At 43.1% G+C, this 15,051-nt stretch carries 15 protein-coding genes; 11 read left to right on the forward strand and 4 right to left on the reverse strand.

The features are described from left to right. The first annotated feature begins 1 nt into the window (after position 1). From atzF to K5620_RS09855, 7 genes are all read left to right on the forward strand, one after another. Complete coding sequence (atzF, locus tag K5620_RS09825) at positions 2–1,822, forward strand: allophanate hydrolase (protein ID WP_016403078.1); 1,821 nt, start codon at positions 2–4, stop codon at positions 1,820–1,822. A 252-nt stretch (positions 1,823–2,074) separates the two neighbouring features. Beyond that, entirely contained in the window at positions 2,075–2,638 is a 564-nt protein-coding gene (locus K5620_RS09830; protein ID WP_040307479.1) for a hypothetical protein, read from the forward strand. 126 nt (positions 2,639–2,764) lie between these two features. After that, positions 2,765–3,484 carry an HNH endonuclease gene (locus K5620_RS09835; protein ID WP_016403077.1) on the forward strand — a complete coding sequence of 240 codons (720 nt, stop codon included), beginning with the start codon at positions 2,765–2,767 and terminating at the stop codon, positions 3,482–3,484. 101 nt (positions 3,485–3,585) lie between these two features. Beyond that, the gene (locus K5620_RS09840; RefSeq protein WP_040307478.1) at positions 3,586–3,879 is read left to right on the forward strand and encodes a hypothetical protein; all 294 of its coding nucleotides are present in this window, start codon (positions 3,586–3,588) and stop codon (positions 3,877–3,879) included. 111 nt (positions 3,880–3,990) lie between these two features. After that, complete coding sequence (locus K5620_RS09845) at positions 3,991–4,554, forward strand: hypothetical protein (RefSeq protein ID WP_051147650.1); 564 nt, start codon at positions 3,991–3,993, stop codon at positions 4,552–4,554. 351 nt (positions 4,555–4,905) lie between these two features. Beyond that, positions 4,906–5,502 (forward strand): 2-hydroxychromene-2-carboxylate isomerase, encoded by a 597-nt coding sequence (locus K5620_RS09850; protein WP_016403075.1) that lies wholly within the window; start codon positions 4,906–4,908, stop codon positions 5,500–5,502. 44 nt (positions 5,503–5,546) lie between these two features. Next, positions 5,547–5,912 (forward strand): DUF2200 domain-containing protein, encoded by a 366-nt coding sequence (locus tag K5620_RS09855; protein ID WP_016403074.1) that lies wholly within the window; start codon positions 5,547–5,549, stop codon positions 5,910–5,912. Between the two features lie 113 nt (positions 5,913–6,025). Here the strand turns inward: K5620_RS09855 and K5620_RS09860 are convergent, their stop codons facing one another. After that, complete coding sequence (locus K5620_RS09860; RefSeq protein WP_221077479.1) at positions 6,026–9,133, reverse strand: efflux RND transporter permease subunit; 3,108 nt, start codon at positions 9,131–9,133, stop codon at positions 6,026–6,028. Beyond that, positions 9,133–10,230 carry an efflux RND transporter periplasmic adaptor subunit gene (locus tag K5620_RS09865; protein ID WP_016403071.1) on the reverse strand — a complete coding sequence of 366 codons (1,098 nt, stop codon included), beginning with the start codon at positions 10,228–10,230 and terminating at the stop codon, positions 9,133–9,135. Before K5620_RS09865 ends, K5620_RS09860 begins: the two co-directional genes overlap by 1 nt. Positions 10,231–10,448: 218 nt before the next feature. On the opposite strand from K5620_RS09865, the gene K5620_RS09870 reads away from it, so the two are divergent. The 3 genes from K5620_RS09870 (at position 10,449) to K5620_RS09880 (ending at position 11,944) form a co-directional block, all read left to right on the forward strand. Continuing rightward, complete coding sequence (locus tag K5620_RS09870; protein WP_016403070.1) at positions 10,449–10,787, forward strand: thioredoxin family protein; 339 nt, start codon at positions 10,449–10,451, stop codon at positions 10,785–10,787. Positions 10,788–10,924: 137 nt separating this feature from the next. Continuing rightward, on the forward strand, positions 10,925–11,413 hold the full coding sequence (locus tag K5620_RS09875; protein ID WP_016403069.1) for a YcxB family protein: 489 nt from the start codon (positions 10,925–10,927) through the stop codon (positions 11,411–11,413). Positions 11,414–11,560: 147 nt separating this feature from the next. After that, complete coding sequence (locus K5620_RS09880; RefSeq protein WP_016403068.1) at positions 11,561–11,944, forward strand: VOC family protein; 384 nt, start codon at positions 11,561–11,563, stop codon at positions 11,942–11,944. Between the two features lie 64 nt (positions 11,945–12,008). On the opposite strand, the gene K5620_RS09885 is transcribed toward K5620_RS09880, so the two are convergent. Then, a complete protein-coding gene (locus K5620_RS09885; protein WP_016403067.1) occupies positions 12,009–13,154 on the reverse strand; it encodes a carcinine hydrolase/isopenicillin-N N-acyltransferase family protein in 1,146 nt (381 codons plus the stop codon). 137 nt (positions 13,155–13,291) lie between these two features. Beyond that, entirely contained in the window at positions 13,292–14,497 is a 1,206-nt protein-coding gene (locus tag K5620_RS09890) for an MFS transporter (protein ID WP_040307477.1), read from the reverse strand. A gap of 187 nt (positions 14,498–14,684) precedes the next feature. On the opposite strand from K5620_RS09890, the gene K5620_RS09895 reads away from it, so the two are divergent. Beyond that, positions 14,685–15,005 carry a DUF1330 domain-containing protein gene (locus K5620_RS09895; RefSeq protein ID WP_016403065.1) on the forward strand — a complete coding sequence of 107 codons (321 nt, stop codon included), beginning with the start codon at positions 14,685–14,687 and terminating at the stop codon, positions 15,003–15,005. The last annotated feature ends 46 nt before the right edge of the window (positions 15,006–15,051 follow it).

The raw sequence follows: 15,051 nt of genomic DNA on the forward strand, positions 1-15,051 counted from the left end.
TATGACAACAAGTACCTACACTATTTCGCAGTTGCGCGAAGCTTACCTAAGCAAACAGTTTAGCGCTAAGCAATATTTAGAGCAGCAGTTAGCAGCAGTGAAAAGCGACATTAACAACTGCTGGATATCTACCATAAGTGAGCAACAATTAGCCGACTATTTAGCCGCGCTAGAGCAGCAAGATATTGCCGAGTTACCATTATTTGGCGTGCCGTTTGCGATTAAAGACAATATTGATTTAGCAGCCTTGCCAACTACCGCAGGCTGTAAAGAATATAGCTACCAACCCAGTGACAACGCCTTTGTGGTGAAACAGCTTATTGCAGCTGGTGCGGTGCCTTTGGGTAAAACTAACTTAGACCAGTTTGCTACAGGTTTAGTGGGTACTCGCAGCCCTTGGGGAGCAGTTAAAAACAGTTTTGATCCAAGGATGATTTCTGGTGGCTCTAGCTCAGGCAGTGCGGTAAGTGTTGCGTTGGGCCAAGTGTGTTTCTCTTTGGGTACCGATACCGCAGGCTCTGGTCGAGTGCCCGCAGCGCTCAATAATATTCTTGGCTTAAAAGCCACCAAAGGTTTGCTTAGTTGCAGCGGCGTAGTGCCAGCTTGTAAAAGCCTAGATTGTGTCACCTTGTTTGCCCATACCAGCGATGATTTAAACCTGCTGCTGGACGTAGCTGGCCAGTACGATGCCGATGATTGCTACGCAAGGCCAAACCAAAAAGCTAATCAAAGCCAGTACTATCAGCCTTTGCAGGAGTTAACTTCTCTTAAAATTGGTGTGCCCAAAGCAAGCAACCTTGCGTTCTTCGATAACCCAGAAACAGAAAAACTGTTCGAGCAAAGCCTCAAACAGCTAGAGCGTTTAGGCGCAGAGTTAGTAGAGATTGATTTTGAACCATTCTTAGCAGCTGCCAAATTGCTATACGAAGGCCCATGGGTGGCCGAGCGCTATGCCGCTATTCAAGAGTTTTTTGAAAAAGATCCAAGCCAATGTTTACCGGTTATTCAAACCATTATTGGCGGCGCTACAAAGCACAATGCGGTAGATGCCTTTAAGGCCTTCTATCAACTGCAAGCCTATAAAGTGGTCTGTGACGAGCTAGTTAAACAAGTAGATGCAATTGTTACCCCAACAGCGGGCAGTAGTTATAGCATTGCCCAATTACAAGATGATCCCATTCAACTCAACTCCAACATGGGCTACTACACTAACTTTATGAACTTGCTGGACTACAGCGCGATATCGGTACCTGCCGGTTTCTACCAAAACAAGCAAGGAAATACTCAAAGCTTTGGTATTACCCTGTTTAGCGATGCTTATTGCGACAGAAAGATCCTCAGTATGGCTGCGCTTGTCCAACAAGATAATGGCTTTAACTTAGGTGCAAGCAAACAAGCGTTACCGGCACTGCAAACCCCAGAAAGCATAGAGGATGATTACATGGACCTAGCAGTGTGTGGTGCTCACTTGTCAGGTTTACCCCTTAACTTTCAGCTTACCGAGCGAGCAGGGCAATTAGTTAACGCTACTCAAAGCGCCAGCGCCTACAAGTTATATGCCTTGGCAGGTGGTCCGCCCGCGCGCCCCGGCATGATTCGTGATGAGGAACATGGCGTAGCGATAGAAGTAGAAGTATGGCGCTTACCCAAACAACACCTTGGCAGTTTTTTGCTAGGCATTCCGCACCCTCTAGGTTTAGGCAAAATTGAGTTAGCTGATGGAAGCTGGGTAAATAGCTTTATCTGCGAAGGCTACGCAACGACCACAGCCAAAGATGTTAGCGAATTTGGCGGCTGGCGAGCGTACATGGCTAGCTTGTAATTAGCAGCAGTTAAAACGCTCAACCAACAAAAAAGCACTGGGTATTCACTCAGTGCTTTTTACTTTCCTTTTTTCCCCAACAGCTTGCATACTTTCGTCATGAGTTTTTTGTCAATGTGTTGGCTAGTGTGCTGAATTGATTAGGGTTTAGTGATAATCTTCAATCCAAGAAATGTGTGATAAAAGGAAAAATTCATTGTTTAAACAAGGAATTTTTCCTTTTAATAAGTTGTTAGGCTTTCAGGAGGTATTTTGGATATTCAGTGGTTACAAGCTAATTCTATAGCAGTTTATGGTGCAGTCGTTGGTACTATTGCGCTGTTTCTAAACTTGGGACGTTTTTGGATAATGTACCAAAAAAGCGCTAGAAAATTAAAAGTTGATTACTCTGTTTGCGAATCTGCACAACACCAAATCAATGTCTCCGTTAATCCCTCTGATATTTTTGGAGCACGCCGAGAAAGAGATGAAAATTCATTAGTTGGACCTGTTTACAAAGTTACAGTACGAAATATTAGCCATGTATCAATGCACATACATGACGTTGGATTGTTGATTAAAACTAGTAATGGAATCCAAAATTACCAAGCCCTAGTGCGAGGACATAGCTTCCTACAAAGATTGGATGAAATCGGAGGAGATGACATACCCGCAGGCTCAAGTAAATCATATAATGTATGGCTCAAAGGAGATTTACATTTACCTGAAATTTCTGGGTGCTATGTAATTGACCAATTAGGTAAGCAATATAAAGGCTCTAACCCTAAGAAGGAGATCGAATTAACGATCCCTGAAATTGAGGAAAAAAAAGCCTAACAAGTTGCTTAAACGGACGTGAAACAGTTGGCTCACGCTCGTTCCTCGCAAGTTTAGCCAACTGTTTCACGCCGCTTAGCAAGGCGTTAGGTTTTCATCGGTTCACTACAAAATTAGGTTATAGATATGAGATCTCCAAATTGGACTAAAGATGAACTAATTTTAGCTTTAGATCTATATTTTAAAGAGTCCGAATCTATTGGTAATGCAAATCATACAAAAGTAATCGAACTCAGCGAAGTATTAAATTCACTACCAATTCACGAGAGTAGTGCTAGAAAGCAAGAATTTAGAAACCCTAATGGCGTTGGTATGAAGTTAGCTAACTTCTTAAGATATGACCCTAATTACGAAGGGAAAGGTCTAAAACAAGGTAGTGCATTAGAAAAGGTTGTTTGGGAAGAGTTCTATGGTGATCTTGATCGATTAAGGCTTACGGCTAGCGCCATAAAAGAGAATACTAAGTATTACCATACAGAAATATCTCAAATGGAATCCGATGAAGATGATGAAGCTACAGAAGGTAGAGTCTTATCAAGAGTACACAAATATCGTGAACGCAATAGTTCACTTGTTAAAAAGAAAAAAGCACAAGTGTTAGAGAAAACCGGTAAACTTGCTTGTGAAGCATGTCAGTTTGATTTTTTTGAAAAATATGGCACTTTGGGTTTAGGCTTTGCCGAATGTCATCACGATAAGCCAATTTCCAAGCTCAAACCAAATGAAAAAACTAAACTATCAGATTTACGTATTCTATGCTCTAACTGCCATAGAATGATTCATAGAGCTAAGCCTTGGATTAATGTTGAAACTCTAAAAAAGCTTTTAATGAAGTTAAGTAGATAAAACTAACAAAACACTTAAATACATTACGGGCTCAAGTGCCCTAAATCGGATGCTGCTGCGCAGCGCCGCTTAGTTAGAACGTTATGTGTAAGCAAATCATTATGAGTGACGAAAAACTTTCAAAATCAGAAGCAATAGCGAAATCTGTAGAGCGGATATCAGATAGCCAAGGACTTAAGGCTATCGGTGACGGTTTAGGTTCGGGTCTTGTTGCTCTCTCGTTTGCATTAGGTATAGCAGCTTTTGTTTTTGGTATGGCATTTCTGGGAAACAGGGATGGTAACTTACATCCTCAAACGAAATGTTTTGAACTCCAAGAAATTCAAGGAAAGATATTCAATGTAAATATGTGCACAGGCGAAATAGCAGAGTTCAAACAGCCTGGTAATGAGTAAATTAGCTAATGCTCATCCAAACACATAACAAGCCAAGGCAGTATCGCCACTTTGTGGCTGGACGCGCTAACGCGCGCCGCTGCTTGAAGCGTTATAAGCCTAAGTGAAATCATGGAAAAATTAAGACTAACCAAGTTCGATGTGGCAGAACGACAGCTTTTTCAGGCAATTCGTATGTTTTTCCGTGAAGAGGATGCTGTTTCTGTGCACACACTTGTGGAAGCTGCAAACCAAGTTCTTAGCGATATTGGAAAGGACTTTGGTGCTCAAAGTTTTCTCCGAGAAAATGACTGGATAAAAGAAGGTAAAGAGAAGGAGTGGCTTAGACATATGTTCAAGTCTAGAAACTTCTTCAAACATGCTGATTGTGATAAAGACGTGGCTTATGAATTTAGAACTGATATCAACCATTTTTCTTTGATTGATGGTATTTCAATGTATAGCACCATCAAGAAGTCATGGGTTCCAGAAACAATAGTTTTTCAAATGTGGTTTTGTGTTGAGTATCCAAGTCTTCACAATAAAGATTCCGATTTCAACCAAATGGTCGAAAATGGAGTCAGTGCCAGACAGATTCCCGAGTCAACAAATTTGAAGCACTTTAGTGAGCTAATTACCACGCTACGAAATAGCAACACCGTTACTTCTGGTGTCACACTAGAGTACGGCTTATAACAAACCAATCAAGTACGCTCCCGTTGGTCGCCGGACTCGCTCTGCTCAAAGCTTAACGCGGTGTAATAGAATAAAAGTAGTTATCCAGATCTAACATCAATAGTGTATTTAGGTTCAAAGTATATTTCTTAACCATTTGATAGATTTGTATTTCAATATGCATGGGGGATTGGAAATGGGAATGATTATAGGTTTGGTTATTCTGGCTGCTATAGATTGGTATCTTGTTCGTAAGACAGGGCTACATATTCCTCAATTGATTACTAAGTATCTGTCGGATAAAGAAAACAATAAGTAGTATTCGCTTAAGTCATCAGCTTAACAAGGCATTAGCCTCTAGAGGAGTGCTTAGTGAACATTGAGTTTTGGTTTGATTACGCTAGTACATACTCCTATCCTGCGGCAATGCGTATTGAGTCTGTGGCGGCCGATAACAATGTAAGTATTGTGTGGCGGCCTTTTCTGTTGGGTGCAGTCTTCAATAAGCAGGGTATGAATGATTCACCTTTTAATGTCTATCCCGCTAAAGGTGAATACATGTGGAAAGATATGGCGAGAATTTGTAGTGATTCCAATCTTCCGTTTAGCCGCCCCAAAACATTCCCGCAACATGGTTTGCTAGCAGCCCGCGTTACAACTAGATTTTCTGATGCACCTTGGATCCCCAAATTCGTAAGGTTAGTTTACTCTGCTAATTTTGAGCATAACCAAGATATCTCATCTCCAAGCGTAATCGAACCTTGTCTTAGTGCGGTTGGGGCAGATGTTTCCTTAGTGATGAGGGAAGCGGTGACTGAAGAGGCTAAGTTAATGCTGAGAGAACAAACCGAAGAGGCGATTTCGCGTGGAATTTTTGGTGCGCCTTCTTTTTATGTCGGTAGCGAGCTTTTTTGGGGAAATGACCGCTTAGAAAGAGCGATAAAGTGGGCAGTTGAGGCCAATATCTAAGGTATAAGCTTTCCGTTACTTTGGGTGAAATTACAAGGTTAAAAATGAAATCTACACAAGAGCAAGACGACCAAATAGCCAACATGGTCTTTTCAAAAATCTATCCTCTTTACCTTACCAAGGTTGAGAAGAAAGCGCGTACAAGTAACGAACTTAATCAGGTTATTAGCTGGCTTACCGGCTATAGCGAGGCAGTTCTTCAAAAGCATATTAATGGCTCTGCCACATTCGAAGCGTTCTTCGCCGACGCCACTATTAACCCAAATGCAAAGTTAATAACCGGCAAGATTTGTGGCTATAAAGTGGAAGAAATTGACAACCCTATTACTCAACAAGTTCGCTACCTTGATAAGTTAGTTGATGAACTTGCAAAAGGGCATGAATTGAAAAAGATTTTACGAAGCGCTTAGGCAAAATAGATAAAAGCTAAACATGCTTTTAAAGAAGCTGAAAGCGTGGTGACAAAAAGGCCAAAGCAAGGTTTGCTTTGGCCTTTTAGGTTCTTGGATCTAGGTTTTAGGGCTTAAGAATCAGTAGCTTGTTTGTCGGCAGCGATTTGCTGATTAAGTTGTTCGCCAACATGGCCTGGAGAGTGAGTTGAGCGTGCTAATAGCTGATACATTGCTGGTATCACCAGTAAGCTTACTATCGAGGCAAAGGCCATTCCGAACAACACCACCGTACCTACTGAGATACGGCTTTCTGCTCCCGCTCCAGTAGAGACAATTAAAGGGATTGCACCGGCTACCGTAGTGAAGGCTGTCATGGTAATTGGGCGTAAGCGCCTTGATGCTGCTTGCACAATTGCTTGGTTAAACTCAACACCTCGGTCGCGAAGTTGGTTGGCGTACTCAACAATTAAAATGCCATTTTTGGTTACCATACCAATGAGCATGATCATGGCTATTTGGCTATAAATATTGAGGCTTTCGCCCATTAAGTACATACCTGCTAAGCCACCAAATATTCCCATCGGTACGGTAAGCATCACTACCATTGGGTTGATAAAGCTTTCAAATTGGGCGGCAAGCACTAAATAGGCAACTAATATGGCTAAGCAGAAAATAATAAAGGTACTACTTTGATTTTCTTTGTAGTCTTTTGATTCTCCACTGTAGGCAATAGATATGTCGCTAGGCAGCTGCTCAATGGCAAACTGTTCTAGGTAATCTAGTGCTTCTCCCAGAGTATGGCCTTGATTAAGCGTACCCGAAACAGTCACCGCTCGCTGTTTGTCTAAGCGGCTTAGTCGGCTGGCAGAGGCTATTTCTTCTAGTTGGGTTACGCTATCTAGCGTTACCAAACTACCGTTTGCTGCACGTAGGTAAATTTTGCTTAAATCGCTGGCGCTGTTAAAGCCTTCTTCGCCTCCACGCAGGTAAACGTCGTATTCTTCGCCTCTGTCTACAAAGGTAGTTTCGCTGCGGCCTCCTAGCATTACCTCTAATGTGTCGGAAATGTCGCTCACACTTACGCCTAACTCGGCGGCGCGTTGGCGGTCAATTTTTACAATAAGCTCTGGGGTTTTTTCAGAATAGTTAATATCTACCGTACTAATCGCAGGATGTGCTTCGGCGGCTTCCATAACTACTTGGCCCCAATGGTTTAGCTCCTCAAAGCTTGAACCCGCCAATACAAACTGAATAGGATCGTTTGATTTTCCTCTAAAGCCTGGCTGCATGGGTCGTATAGAAATGTCGGCAATATTAGACAGTGTTTTACGCAGTAGGTTAACTACGTCGCCGGCGTTTTGTTCGCGTTCTGCCCAGTCTTCTAGTTGAACAATGATAAAGGCGGTATTGTCGCCGGCGCGGCCACCAAAGGCTGGCGTTTGCATGTTAAATGACTTAATCACACCATTGCCAACCAAGGGCATAATTTGCTGCTCTACTTGGTCCATGTTGGTGGTCATACGATCGTAGCTAGTACCTTCGGCACCCTTGATCATGATGAATACCACACCTCTGTCTTCAACCGGCGCAAGTTGCGAGGGGATAGCTTGCATAAACGCAACACTGCCCAGCACACATAATACAATGGCGGTAGGCCCCGCAGTGCGAGTCGCGATAATTTTGTTTAGCAGAGTTTGATAAGCAGGGATCAATTTTGCGAACGCTGCATCCATCATTTTGCTTATACGGCTAGGTTTAGCATTGTGACGCAACAGTTTACTGCTGAGCACCGGGGTAAGAGTTAGTGCAATAAACGAGGAGAAAATAACGGCTACCGATAGTAATACCGAAAACTCGGTAAACATTTTACCTACCATGCCGTCCATGTAAGCAATGGGCAAAAACACCATGACCAAAACCAGAGTGGTTGCAATAACGGCAAAACCGACTTCACGGGTACCGCGATAAGCTGCTAACAGAGGCGGGGTGCCTTGTTCGATGTGGTGGTAAATATTTTCTACTACCACAATTGCATCATCCACCACTAAGCCAATGGCAAGAATAAGCGCCATTAAGGTAATTAGGTTGATGGAAAAGCCGAAGCTTTGTGCAGCAATAAATGTGGCAATTAGCGATACCGGAACGGTAATCGCCGGAATAATGGTTACTCGTGCTTGGCCTAGGAAAATATACAGCACTAACACAACTAAGCCACCGGTGATCATTAAGGTTTGGTAAACCTCGTCGATGGCTTGGTCGATGAACACCGTGGCATCGTAATCTACTTTTAGCTCGGTGCCTTCGGGTACGAAACGTTGTAAACGCTCAACCTCGTTTGCAACCATGGTGGCTACATTAAGTGGGTTAGCATCTAATTGCGTAACAATGCCTAGGCTTAGGTTTAAGATGCCATCACTTTTAAAGGTGGAGTTTTCGTTCTCGGCACCAACAAATACGCTGGCGACATCTTTTAGATAAACGTGAGTGCCGTCTTCACTGGTTCGAATTCGCAGGTAGTCAAAATCTTCAGGCTCGGCATAAAGTCGCTCGGTGCGTACCGACATAACCGTGGTATCGTTTCTTATTTCACCGCCGGGTAACTCGAGGTTTTCGCTTTTTAATGCAGTAACAATGTCGCTAGGAGTAACTTGTCGACCGGCCATTAAGGTGGGGTCGAGTTTTACATACATTACTTTGTATAATGCACCGGTAAGTTCTACCGAGCTTACTCCGCTAATAAGGTTAAAACGATCTACCAATACGCGCTCTGCGTAGTCGGTTAGTTCGGTGCGATCCATCTTATTAGAGTTTAGGTTGATATAGATAGAAGCTTCGCCGCTTCCGTTATCTTTAGACACCACTGGATCAGTAATATCATCTGGCAAACTACGCTTCGCTCGCTCCACTGCGTCACGCACATCGCTCACACCCTCGGTTAAGGGCCAACCCAGTAAAAAGGTTACGGTTACCCGCGACATACCGTTTCGCGATACAGAATCAATTTGATCAATACCACTAATACCCGATAATTGGTCTTCAATTACCGAGGTTATTTGGCTGTCGATAATGGTGGCAGACACGCCTTCGTAGCGGGTGCTAATAGTAACAACTGGGTTTTCTACATCTGGCATTTCTCGCACAGCCAATTGGCTAAACGAAGCAATACCAAAAACACACAGCAACAAGCTTAATACAATGGCAACAACAGGGCGTTTTACCGAAATGTCAGACAGCAGCATTAAATTGGCTCCTGAGTGGCTTTTTCATCGGCTAGTTGTTTCGATTTAGCGACTTTGGTGTCTACTTGTTTAATATGTGCACCGTCGCGAATATTCACTAGGCCTTGTACTACGATGTTGTCGTTTAATGCTAAACCTTGGTCGATTAGTACGTAGTTATTAATACGCGCACCTAGCTGAACTTCGGTGCGATGAGCAATATTGTTTTCTCCAACCACGTATACAAATCGTTTAGTGCCAGAATATTCAATAGCCTGCACAGGGATCATTGCTTGGGTGGATGCTGGCAAGGTGAGCTTAGCGCGCATCATCATGCCAGGTTTTAATTGTTTACTGGTGTTGTCGAAGTTAACTCGCACAGTGAGGTTTAGGGTATTGCTGTCTACTCGCGGGTCTATGGCGTCGATGGTGCCTTCAAAGATCTGCTGCGGCCAAGCGGGGGTTGTGGCTTGTATAGGCATGCCTTTGGATAATAGAGACAAATATTGGTCGGGCACATTTAGGTCGAGTTGCAGGCTTGATAGGTTGTCTAAGCTGAGTAGCGATTGATTTGCGTTAATCAGTTCACCGTTACTGATATTGATTAACCCAGTAACCCCGGTAAAAGGCGCGGTAAGGGTGTGATCATCAAACTCTGATTGCGCTGATTGTAATCTTGCTTTGGCAATCGTTACGCTGGCCAGTTGCGCGTCAAAACTGGTTTGCGAAACAGCCTTACGTTTTAACAGTTGTTCAAATTCATACAGTTTGCGTTGCTCGTCGGCCAAGTAGGCTCTTGCTTCGGCTAATGCTGCACTGGCTTTTAAGTCGTTTAGCTTAACTAATACGTCGCCTGCTTGAACTCGTTGATTAGAGCGCACATTGATTTGATTAATCTTGCCGCTGACTTCTGCAGCAATAGCCACCGACTGTTCGGCATCTAGGGTGCCAATTAAGCTCAGGTTTTGAGCTAGGCTATGTTGTTGCACTTGCTCTGTTGTTACCAAAGTGGGGGCAAGGCTACGCGCTGGGTTGCCATTTGTAGACTGCTGATTGATCACTATTAGAGCGATCATGCAAATAATGAGAACTGGCGGTAAAACATAACGTAAGTACATGGGAGTCCATCGAGCTTAAAAATGAATAGCTATTTTACGTTGTTTAGGTTTCTGTTTAGGTAAACTAATGTAAAGATATGCAAAGGTTTGCCTTTCTATGTGCTGTGTAAAGAACGCGGCTTATCTATTTATGCTTTAGTGTTGATGTAATGTAGATTTTTACGTGGCAATGTGAGCTTAAACTAGTGAGTAAGCTTAGGCGATTTGGAGGAACAACGATGGAAGCAAGCAAGAAGGGTTTTAACCCAGAGTACCAAGAAGAAGCGCCTAGCAGCGAGGATTTAGCAGCATTAAGTGGATATGCAGTATTAGAGTTTGGTGCGCCTTGGTGTGGCCATTGTAAAGCTGCTGCCAGTGCGGTTGAGTCGGTGTTATCTCCTAAAGATTTACCACACATTAAGGTGTTTGACGGCAAAGGTAAGCGCTTAGGGCGAGCATTTCAGGTTAAGCTTTGGCCAACTTTAATATTGCTTGAATCCGGTAAGGAAGTGGCACGAGTTGTAAGGCCGGTTGCTGTCAGCGATGTACAAGCGCTATTCGCAACACTAGAAAACTAAGCTTTTGCTACAGCTTTACAGTTAACTTAAGTAAAATGCTCAAGTTAATTTTTAGCCAGGCTATTTTGATAAGCCAACACCCGATAGGCCAATAGTCGCCTTGGTGTTAATCCTCCTCCCAATTATTAAGTGTTGTTATGCAAGCTTTTAAAACGCAGTTTACGCTGTCTCGCCAATACCTCGCCGAATGTTTTGATCAAACATCGCCCTTTGAAAAGAAGTCCGCTATAAAGAAGTGGTTTCCTGCTTTATTGCTATTAGTAGGCTTAGCGCTGTTGATGTTTACCGAGCAGCCCAAAGTAGCGGGTAGCATGCTAATTGGTTTAGCGGTACTAGAGTTAATTCATATTCGCTTTAAACGAGCATGGTGGCTAACTCGACAAATGTGGGGGCGCAGCGCTAATAGTGAGATAAAACTTAGCATTAACAATGAAGGTATAGAGACACAAAATCCTTACACTAAAACCAGCCTAGCTTGGGACAATGTAGAGACGGTAATTGAAACCGAGCTTGGCATTATTCTGGTGGCTAAAATAGGCGGTCGACAATATTTGTCGAAGTCTTTGTTTCCAGAAGAGCTGGTGGCAGAAATAATTGTTAAGTGTAAAGCGGTTGAAGACGACTAGTTGCCTGCAAAAGGCAATTAATGTTTGCAAAGTAACCTAATAGTCGTTTTGCGAATAATAGAGAGTAAACAGCAAGATCATTCTATATCTTGGTTGCTTGGAATTTTAAGCTGATTGCAGTTTGTTTTATAAACTAAAGGGCAAAGTATGTTTAGCCACGTAATGATTGGTACTAACGATGTAGCACGTTCAAAAGCATTTTATGACCAGATTATGCAAGTGCTTGGGTATAACGAAGGTGTGATGGATGCTAAAGGTCGCTGTATGTATGCCACTGCATCGGGAGTGTTGGGCTTAACTAAGCCAATTAATGGCGAAGACGCCACTAATGGTAATGGGATGACAGTGGGTTTTTTAGCTAGCAACCCAGAGATGGTGGATACGTGGCACGCGGTGGGGCTTGCTAATGGTGGAACTGCAATCGAAGAGCCACCAGGCATAAGAGGTAAAGCGCCACGAAAACTTTATATGGCTTATTTGCGTGATCCCGACGGCAATAAGATATGCGCAACCCATTTTATGCTCGATTAGCATTATGCACTTAACGAAATAAAAACCAGCGACTTTGGCCGCTGGTTTTTTTGTTTAGGCTGGGTTAAAAACATACTTTAGTGTATTCGCTAAATAGCGGGTTATCGCCCGACACGTAAGCACAGCCTTGCTTAGTATCAAAAATCATTGATTCAACGGTGACAAAGTCTTTGTCGTAAAGGGTTATGTTGATTGGTTTTTGCTTAAGAATGTATTTCATCCCTTGCACTGTTTTTTCTTTACTAAAGTCTACGAAGTTTTGCGCTGCTTGTTCGCGAGCAAAGCTATCGACAAAGGTTTCGTTTGCCTCTGTCATGCTCATGGTTTCAAGCATTGTTTGTTTCATTTTTGCATTGTGGTTAGCGTGGCCAATGCCACCGTCTCCACGTACTAGAACAGTAGCATCTACCGACATTTCTATAGCGCCATGGTCGCCAGAATCATCAGCAACGGTAAAGTTCATGGCTACTGGTGTGGTGTAATGCTTAAGTTTGTTAAAGGCATCTTCAACACTGGTAGATGAAGTAATCGCTGCAAACACAGCATCTATGGTTACAATATTTTTGGTGTTTATATCTGCAGTGGTGCCGCTAGGCTCGCCCATAATATTTAGCACCACACCAACGTGTTTACCCATTCCTTGAAAATGACTCCCGTCGGTGGGTATAAAGATAGTATCGTCGGTCTTGATCACACGGGTAGGGTAGTTAAGCAAGTGGTCGATCCCTAGGTCATTGTTTTGCGCAACAATGCCGGTATCTGCAAAGGCAAGTGTTGTGCAACCGCGCATTTTAGTGGCTGCCTCAGAAAGAGTTTGCTTAGTGTTGGCCTGCATAATCGACTTGTTTACTGACCAGTCCATTTGCAATGCTGCGGCATATAGCTCGTGTACTTCTACTCCTCGAATTTCTGCTTGGCGTTCCATCATAGCGGCATATTTAGGGGCTATTGCTTGGTTGTTTGCTACTGCATTTTTAGCTAGCGTGAGTACTTCGGCATCCGGCGTTAGGCGGTCAAACTTAGCAAGTGTTTGTGCTAAGGCTTCTGCGCTTTGGCCGCTTTGGCCGCTTAAGTCGATAAGCTCTGCACCGTTTTGATGGGCTGCACGTTGAGGCTGGTAATAATCTAACTTATCGCCAGCTTTCATGTCGGCTAAAGCATGCGTTGAGAGCAACGCGAGTGTAACAACAGTTAATATAGATTTTTTCATAGTTCGCACCAAGTGGTTAAGAATGTTTGGTGAGATCAGATTATCAACTGCTGTTTCTAAAGTTCGTAACGATAAAGTGCCAGTATTCCAATATCTGGAAAGCTATGAATTGAATATCTTGGAAAATTTAGCGTCGACTAGTTATGTTCATTTACCCGTAGTCGCTTACCTTTTGCCGCTAGCGCACAGAATACCGTACAAGCCACGCCAAACAGAGCAATGATTAATAATGGTAAGCTCCAAGTCCCCGTCGAGGTATGGATAAAACCTATAAGTGAAGGGCCAGTTGCCGCTAAAGCATAACCAAAGCTTTGCGACATGCCCGACAGCGCAGCAGCTTGTTGAGTATTTGTTGTTTTATGGCCAATAAAACTAAGCGCTACAATAAACGTAGCGCAGTTGCTTAGGCCAAATAATCCTACCCATAATATGGCTAAACCGGGTGCTAAAATCATCCCCAGCAAACTAAATACTACGCTAGATGCACACAGTGTTATTAGCAAAGTATGGTTTCTCAGCTTGGCCAGAATGGGCATCAACACCAGGCCTGGCACCATGGTAGAAAACTGTAAAAATCCATATATATAACCAGCATCTAATTCGCTGTAGCCAACATCATTCAGTATTTTAGGCAGCCATCCAGCAAAGGCGTAAAAGGTAAAAGAGTTGATGCCAAGCGCTAAGGTAACAAACCAAGCTACCGGTAAACGCAGCAGTGAAGTAATGGACACTGATTCGCTATGTTGCTCTGCTTGGTGCTGCTGTCTCGATTTAGTTGTAAGTTTTGGTAGCCAGAATAATAGGGCGGCTAAGGGAAAGATAAGGTTAAAGGCTAGCGCAAATTGCCAACCAAATAGCTGTTCTGGCGCTTGTTGCGACAGGGGCACCATCACACTTGCCGCCAAGGTTGAACCCACCCCCATTACAAAAATGTACAGCGATGAAACCTCAGAAATGCGTTCAGGGAAGAACTTTTTAACTACCGCTGGCAATAGTACATTACCAAAAGCGATACCTGCGCCCATTACAACGGTACCCAAATATAAGGGCGAAACTAAACCCATTGAACGAACCGCGACACCAAGTGCCACGCAAAATAGCGAAATTACCAAGGCTTTTTCTAAGCCAAGGTTTTGCGCTAATTTAGGCGCTAAAGATGAAAAAACCGCCAAGGATATTAACGGAAGCGCAGTCACAAACCCCGCCTGAGCAGCAGACAGAGAAAGGCTTTCCATAATTTGCTCTAGCACTGGGGCTAAGCTGGTAAACGGTGCTCTTAAATTAAGGGCCACTAAAAACACGCCTAACAGCGTGAGCAGTGTAACGGGTGATAAGCGAGGCATCTTGAATACTACTAAGATAAAACTAGATTTTACATCAAACTAGCGAATTTGTATTACATATTTGTGGCTTACAAAATAGCAAAGTTTTGTTGGCGCTTAAGCTTGGCGATTGCTAAAAGCTGGGTGTAGAGTAGTTAACAGATTATTAGATTACATTGTTGGTTTCAGCTAAGCCTTGGAGAGGTGTATGTCTTACGAAATATTAGTGGGTTTACAAGTAATAGATGATGCTAAGTACGCAGAGTATCGAGCAGCAATGAAGCCAATATTGGCTGATTATCAGGGGCACTTTGTTTATGACTTTAAAGTGTCGGAGGTGCTCAAGACCGAGCAACAAGATTCGCTTGAACAAAGTAACATTAATCGCGTTTTCACCATTAACTTTAGTAGCGAAGAAAACAAGGACAGTTTTTTTGCCGACCCAAATTATCAGCTAGTTAAAGATCAGTATTTTGTTAGCTCTGTAACAAGCACAACGATTATCTCTGCCTACCATAAAGCTGATTAGACTTATGTAAACGTATAAAGCTCGCAGCTTATGCGAGCTTTATATT

This window comes from Agarivorans albus, assembly GCF_019670105.1.
Lineage (GTDB): Bacteria > Pseudomonadota > Gammaproteobacteria > Enterobacterales > Celerinatantimonadaceae > Agarivorans > Agarivorans albus.

What these genes read in the sequence shown, in the direction of transcription:
- atzF (WP_016403078.1), top strand. Translation starts at nt 2, where the DNA reads ATGACAACAAGTACCTACACTATTTCGCAGTTGCGCGAAGCTTACCTA.
- K5620_RS09835 (WP_016403077.1), top strand. Translation starts at nt 2,765, where the DNA reads ATGAGATCTCCAAATTGGACTAAAGATGAACTAATTTTAGCTTTAGAT.
- K5620_RS09840 (WP_040307478.1), top strand. Translation starts at nt 3,586, where the DNA reads ATGAGTGACGAAAAACTTTCAAAATCAGAAGCAATAGCGAAATCTGTA.
- K5620_RS09845 (WP_051147650.1), top strand. Translation starts at nt 3,991, where the DNA reads ATGGAAAAATTAAGACTAACCAAGTTCGATGTGGCAGAACGACAGCTT.
- K5620_RS09855 (WP_016403074.1), top strand. Translation starts at nt 5,547, where the DNA reads ATGAAATCTACACAAGAGCAAGACGACCAAATAGCCAACATGGTCTTT.
- K5620_RS09860 (WP_221077479.1), bottom strand. Translation starts at nt 9,133, where the DNA reads ATGCTGCTGTCTGACATTTCGGTAAAACGCCCTGTTGTTGCCATTGTA.
- K5620_RS09865 (WP_016403071.1), bottom strand. Translation starts at nt 10,230, where the DNA reads ATGTACTTACGTTATGTTTTACCGCCAGTTCTCATTATTTGCATGATC.
- K5620_RS09870 (WP_016403070.1), top strand. Translation starts at nt 10,449, where the DNA reads ATGGAAGCAAGCAAGAAGGGTTTTAACCCAGAGTACCAAGAAGAAGCG.
- K5620_RS09875 (WP_016403069.1), top strand. Translation starts at nt 10,925, where the DNA reads ATGCAAGCTTTTAAAACGCAGTTTACGCTGTCTCGCCAATACCTCGCC.
- K5620_RS09880 (WP_016403068.1), top strand. Translation starts at nt 11,561, where the DNA reads ATGTTTAGCCACGTAATGATTGGTACTAACGATGTAGCACGTTCAAAA.
- K5620_RS09885 (WP_016403067.1), bottom strand. Translation starts at nt 13,154, where the DNA reads ATGAAAAAATCTATATTAACTGTTGTTACACTCGCGTTGCTCTCAACG.
- K5620_RS09890 (WP_040307477.1), bottom strand. Translation starts at nt 14,497, where the DNA reads ATGCCTCGCTTATCACCCGTTACACTGCTCACGCTGTTAGGCGTGTTT.
- K5620_RS09895 (WP_016403065.1), top strand. Translation starts at nt 14,685, where the DNA reads ATGTCTTACGAAATATTAGTGGGTTTACAAGTAATAGATGATGCTAAG.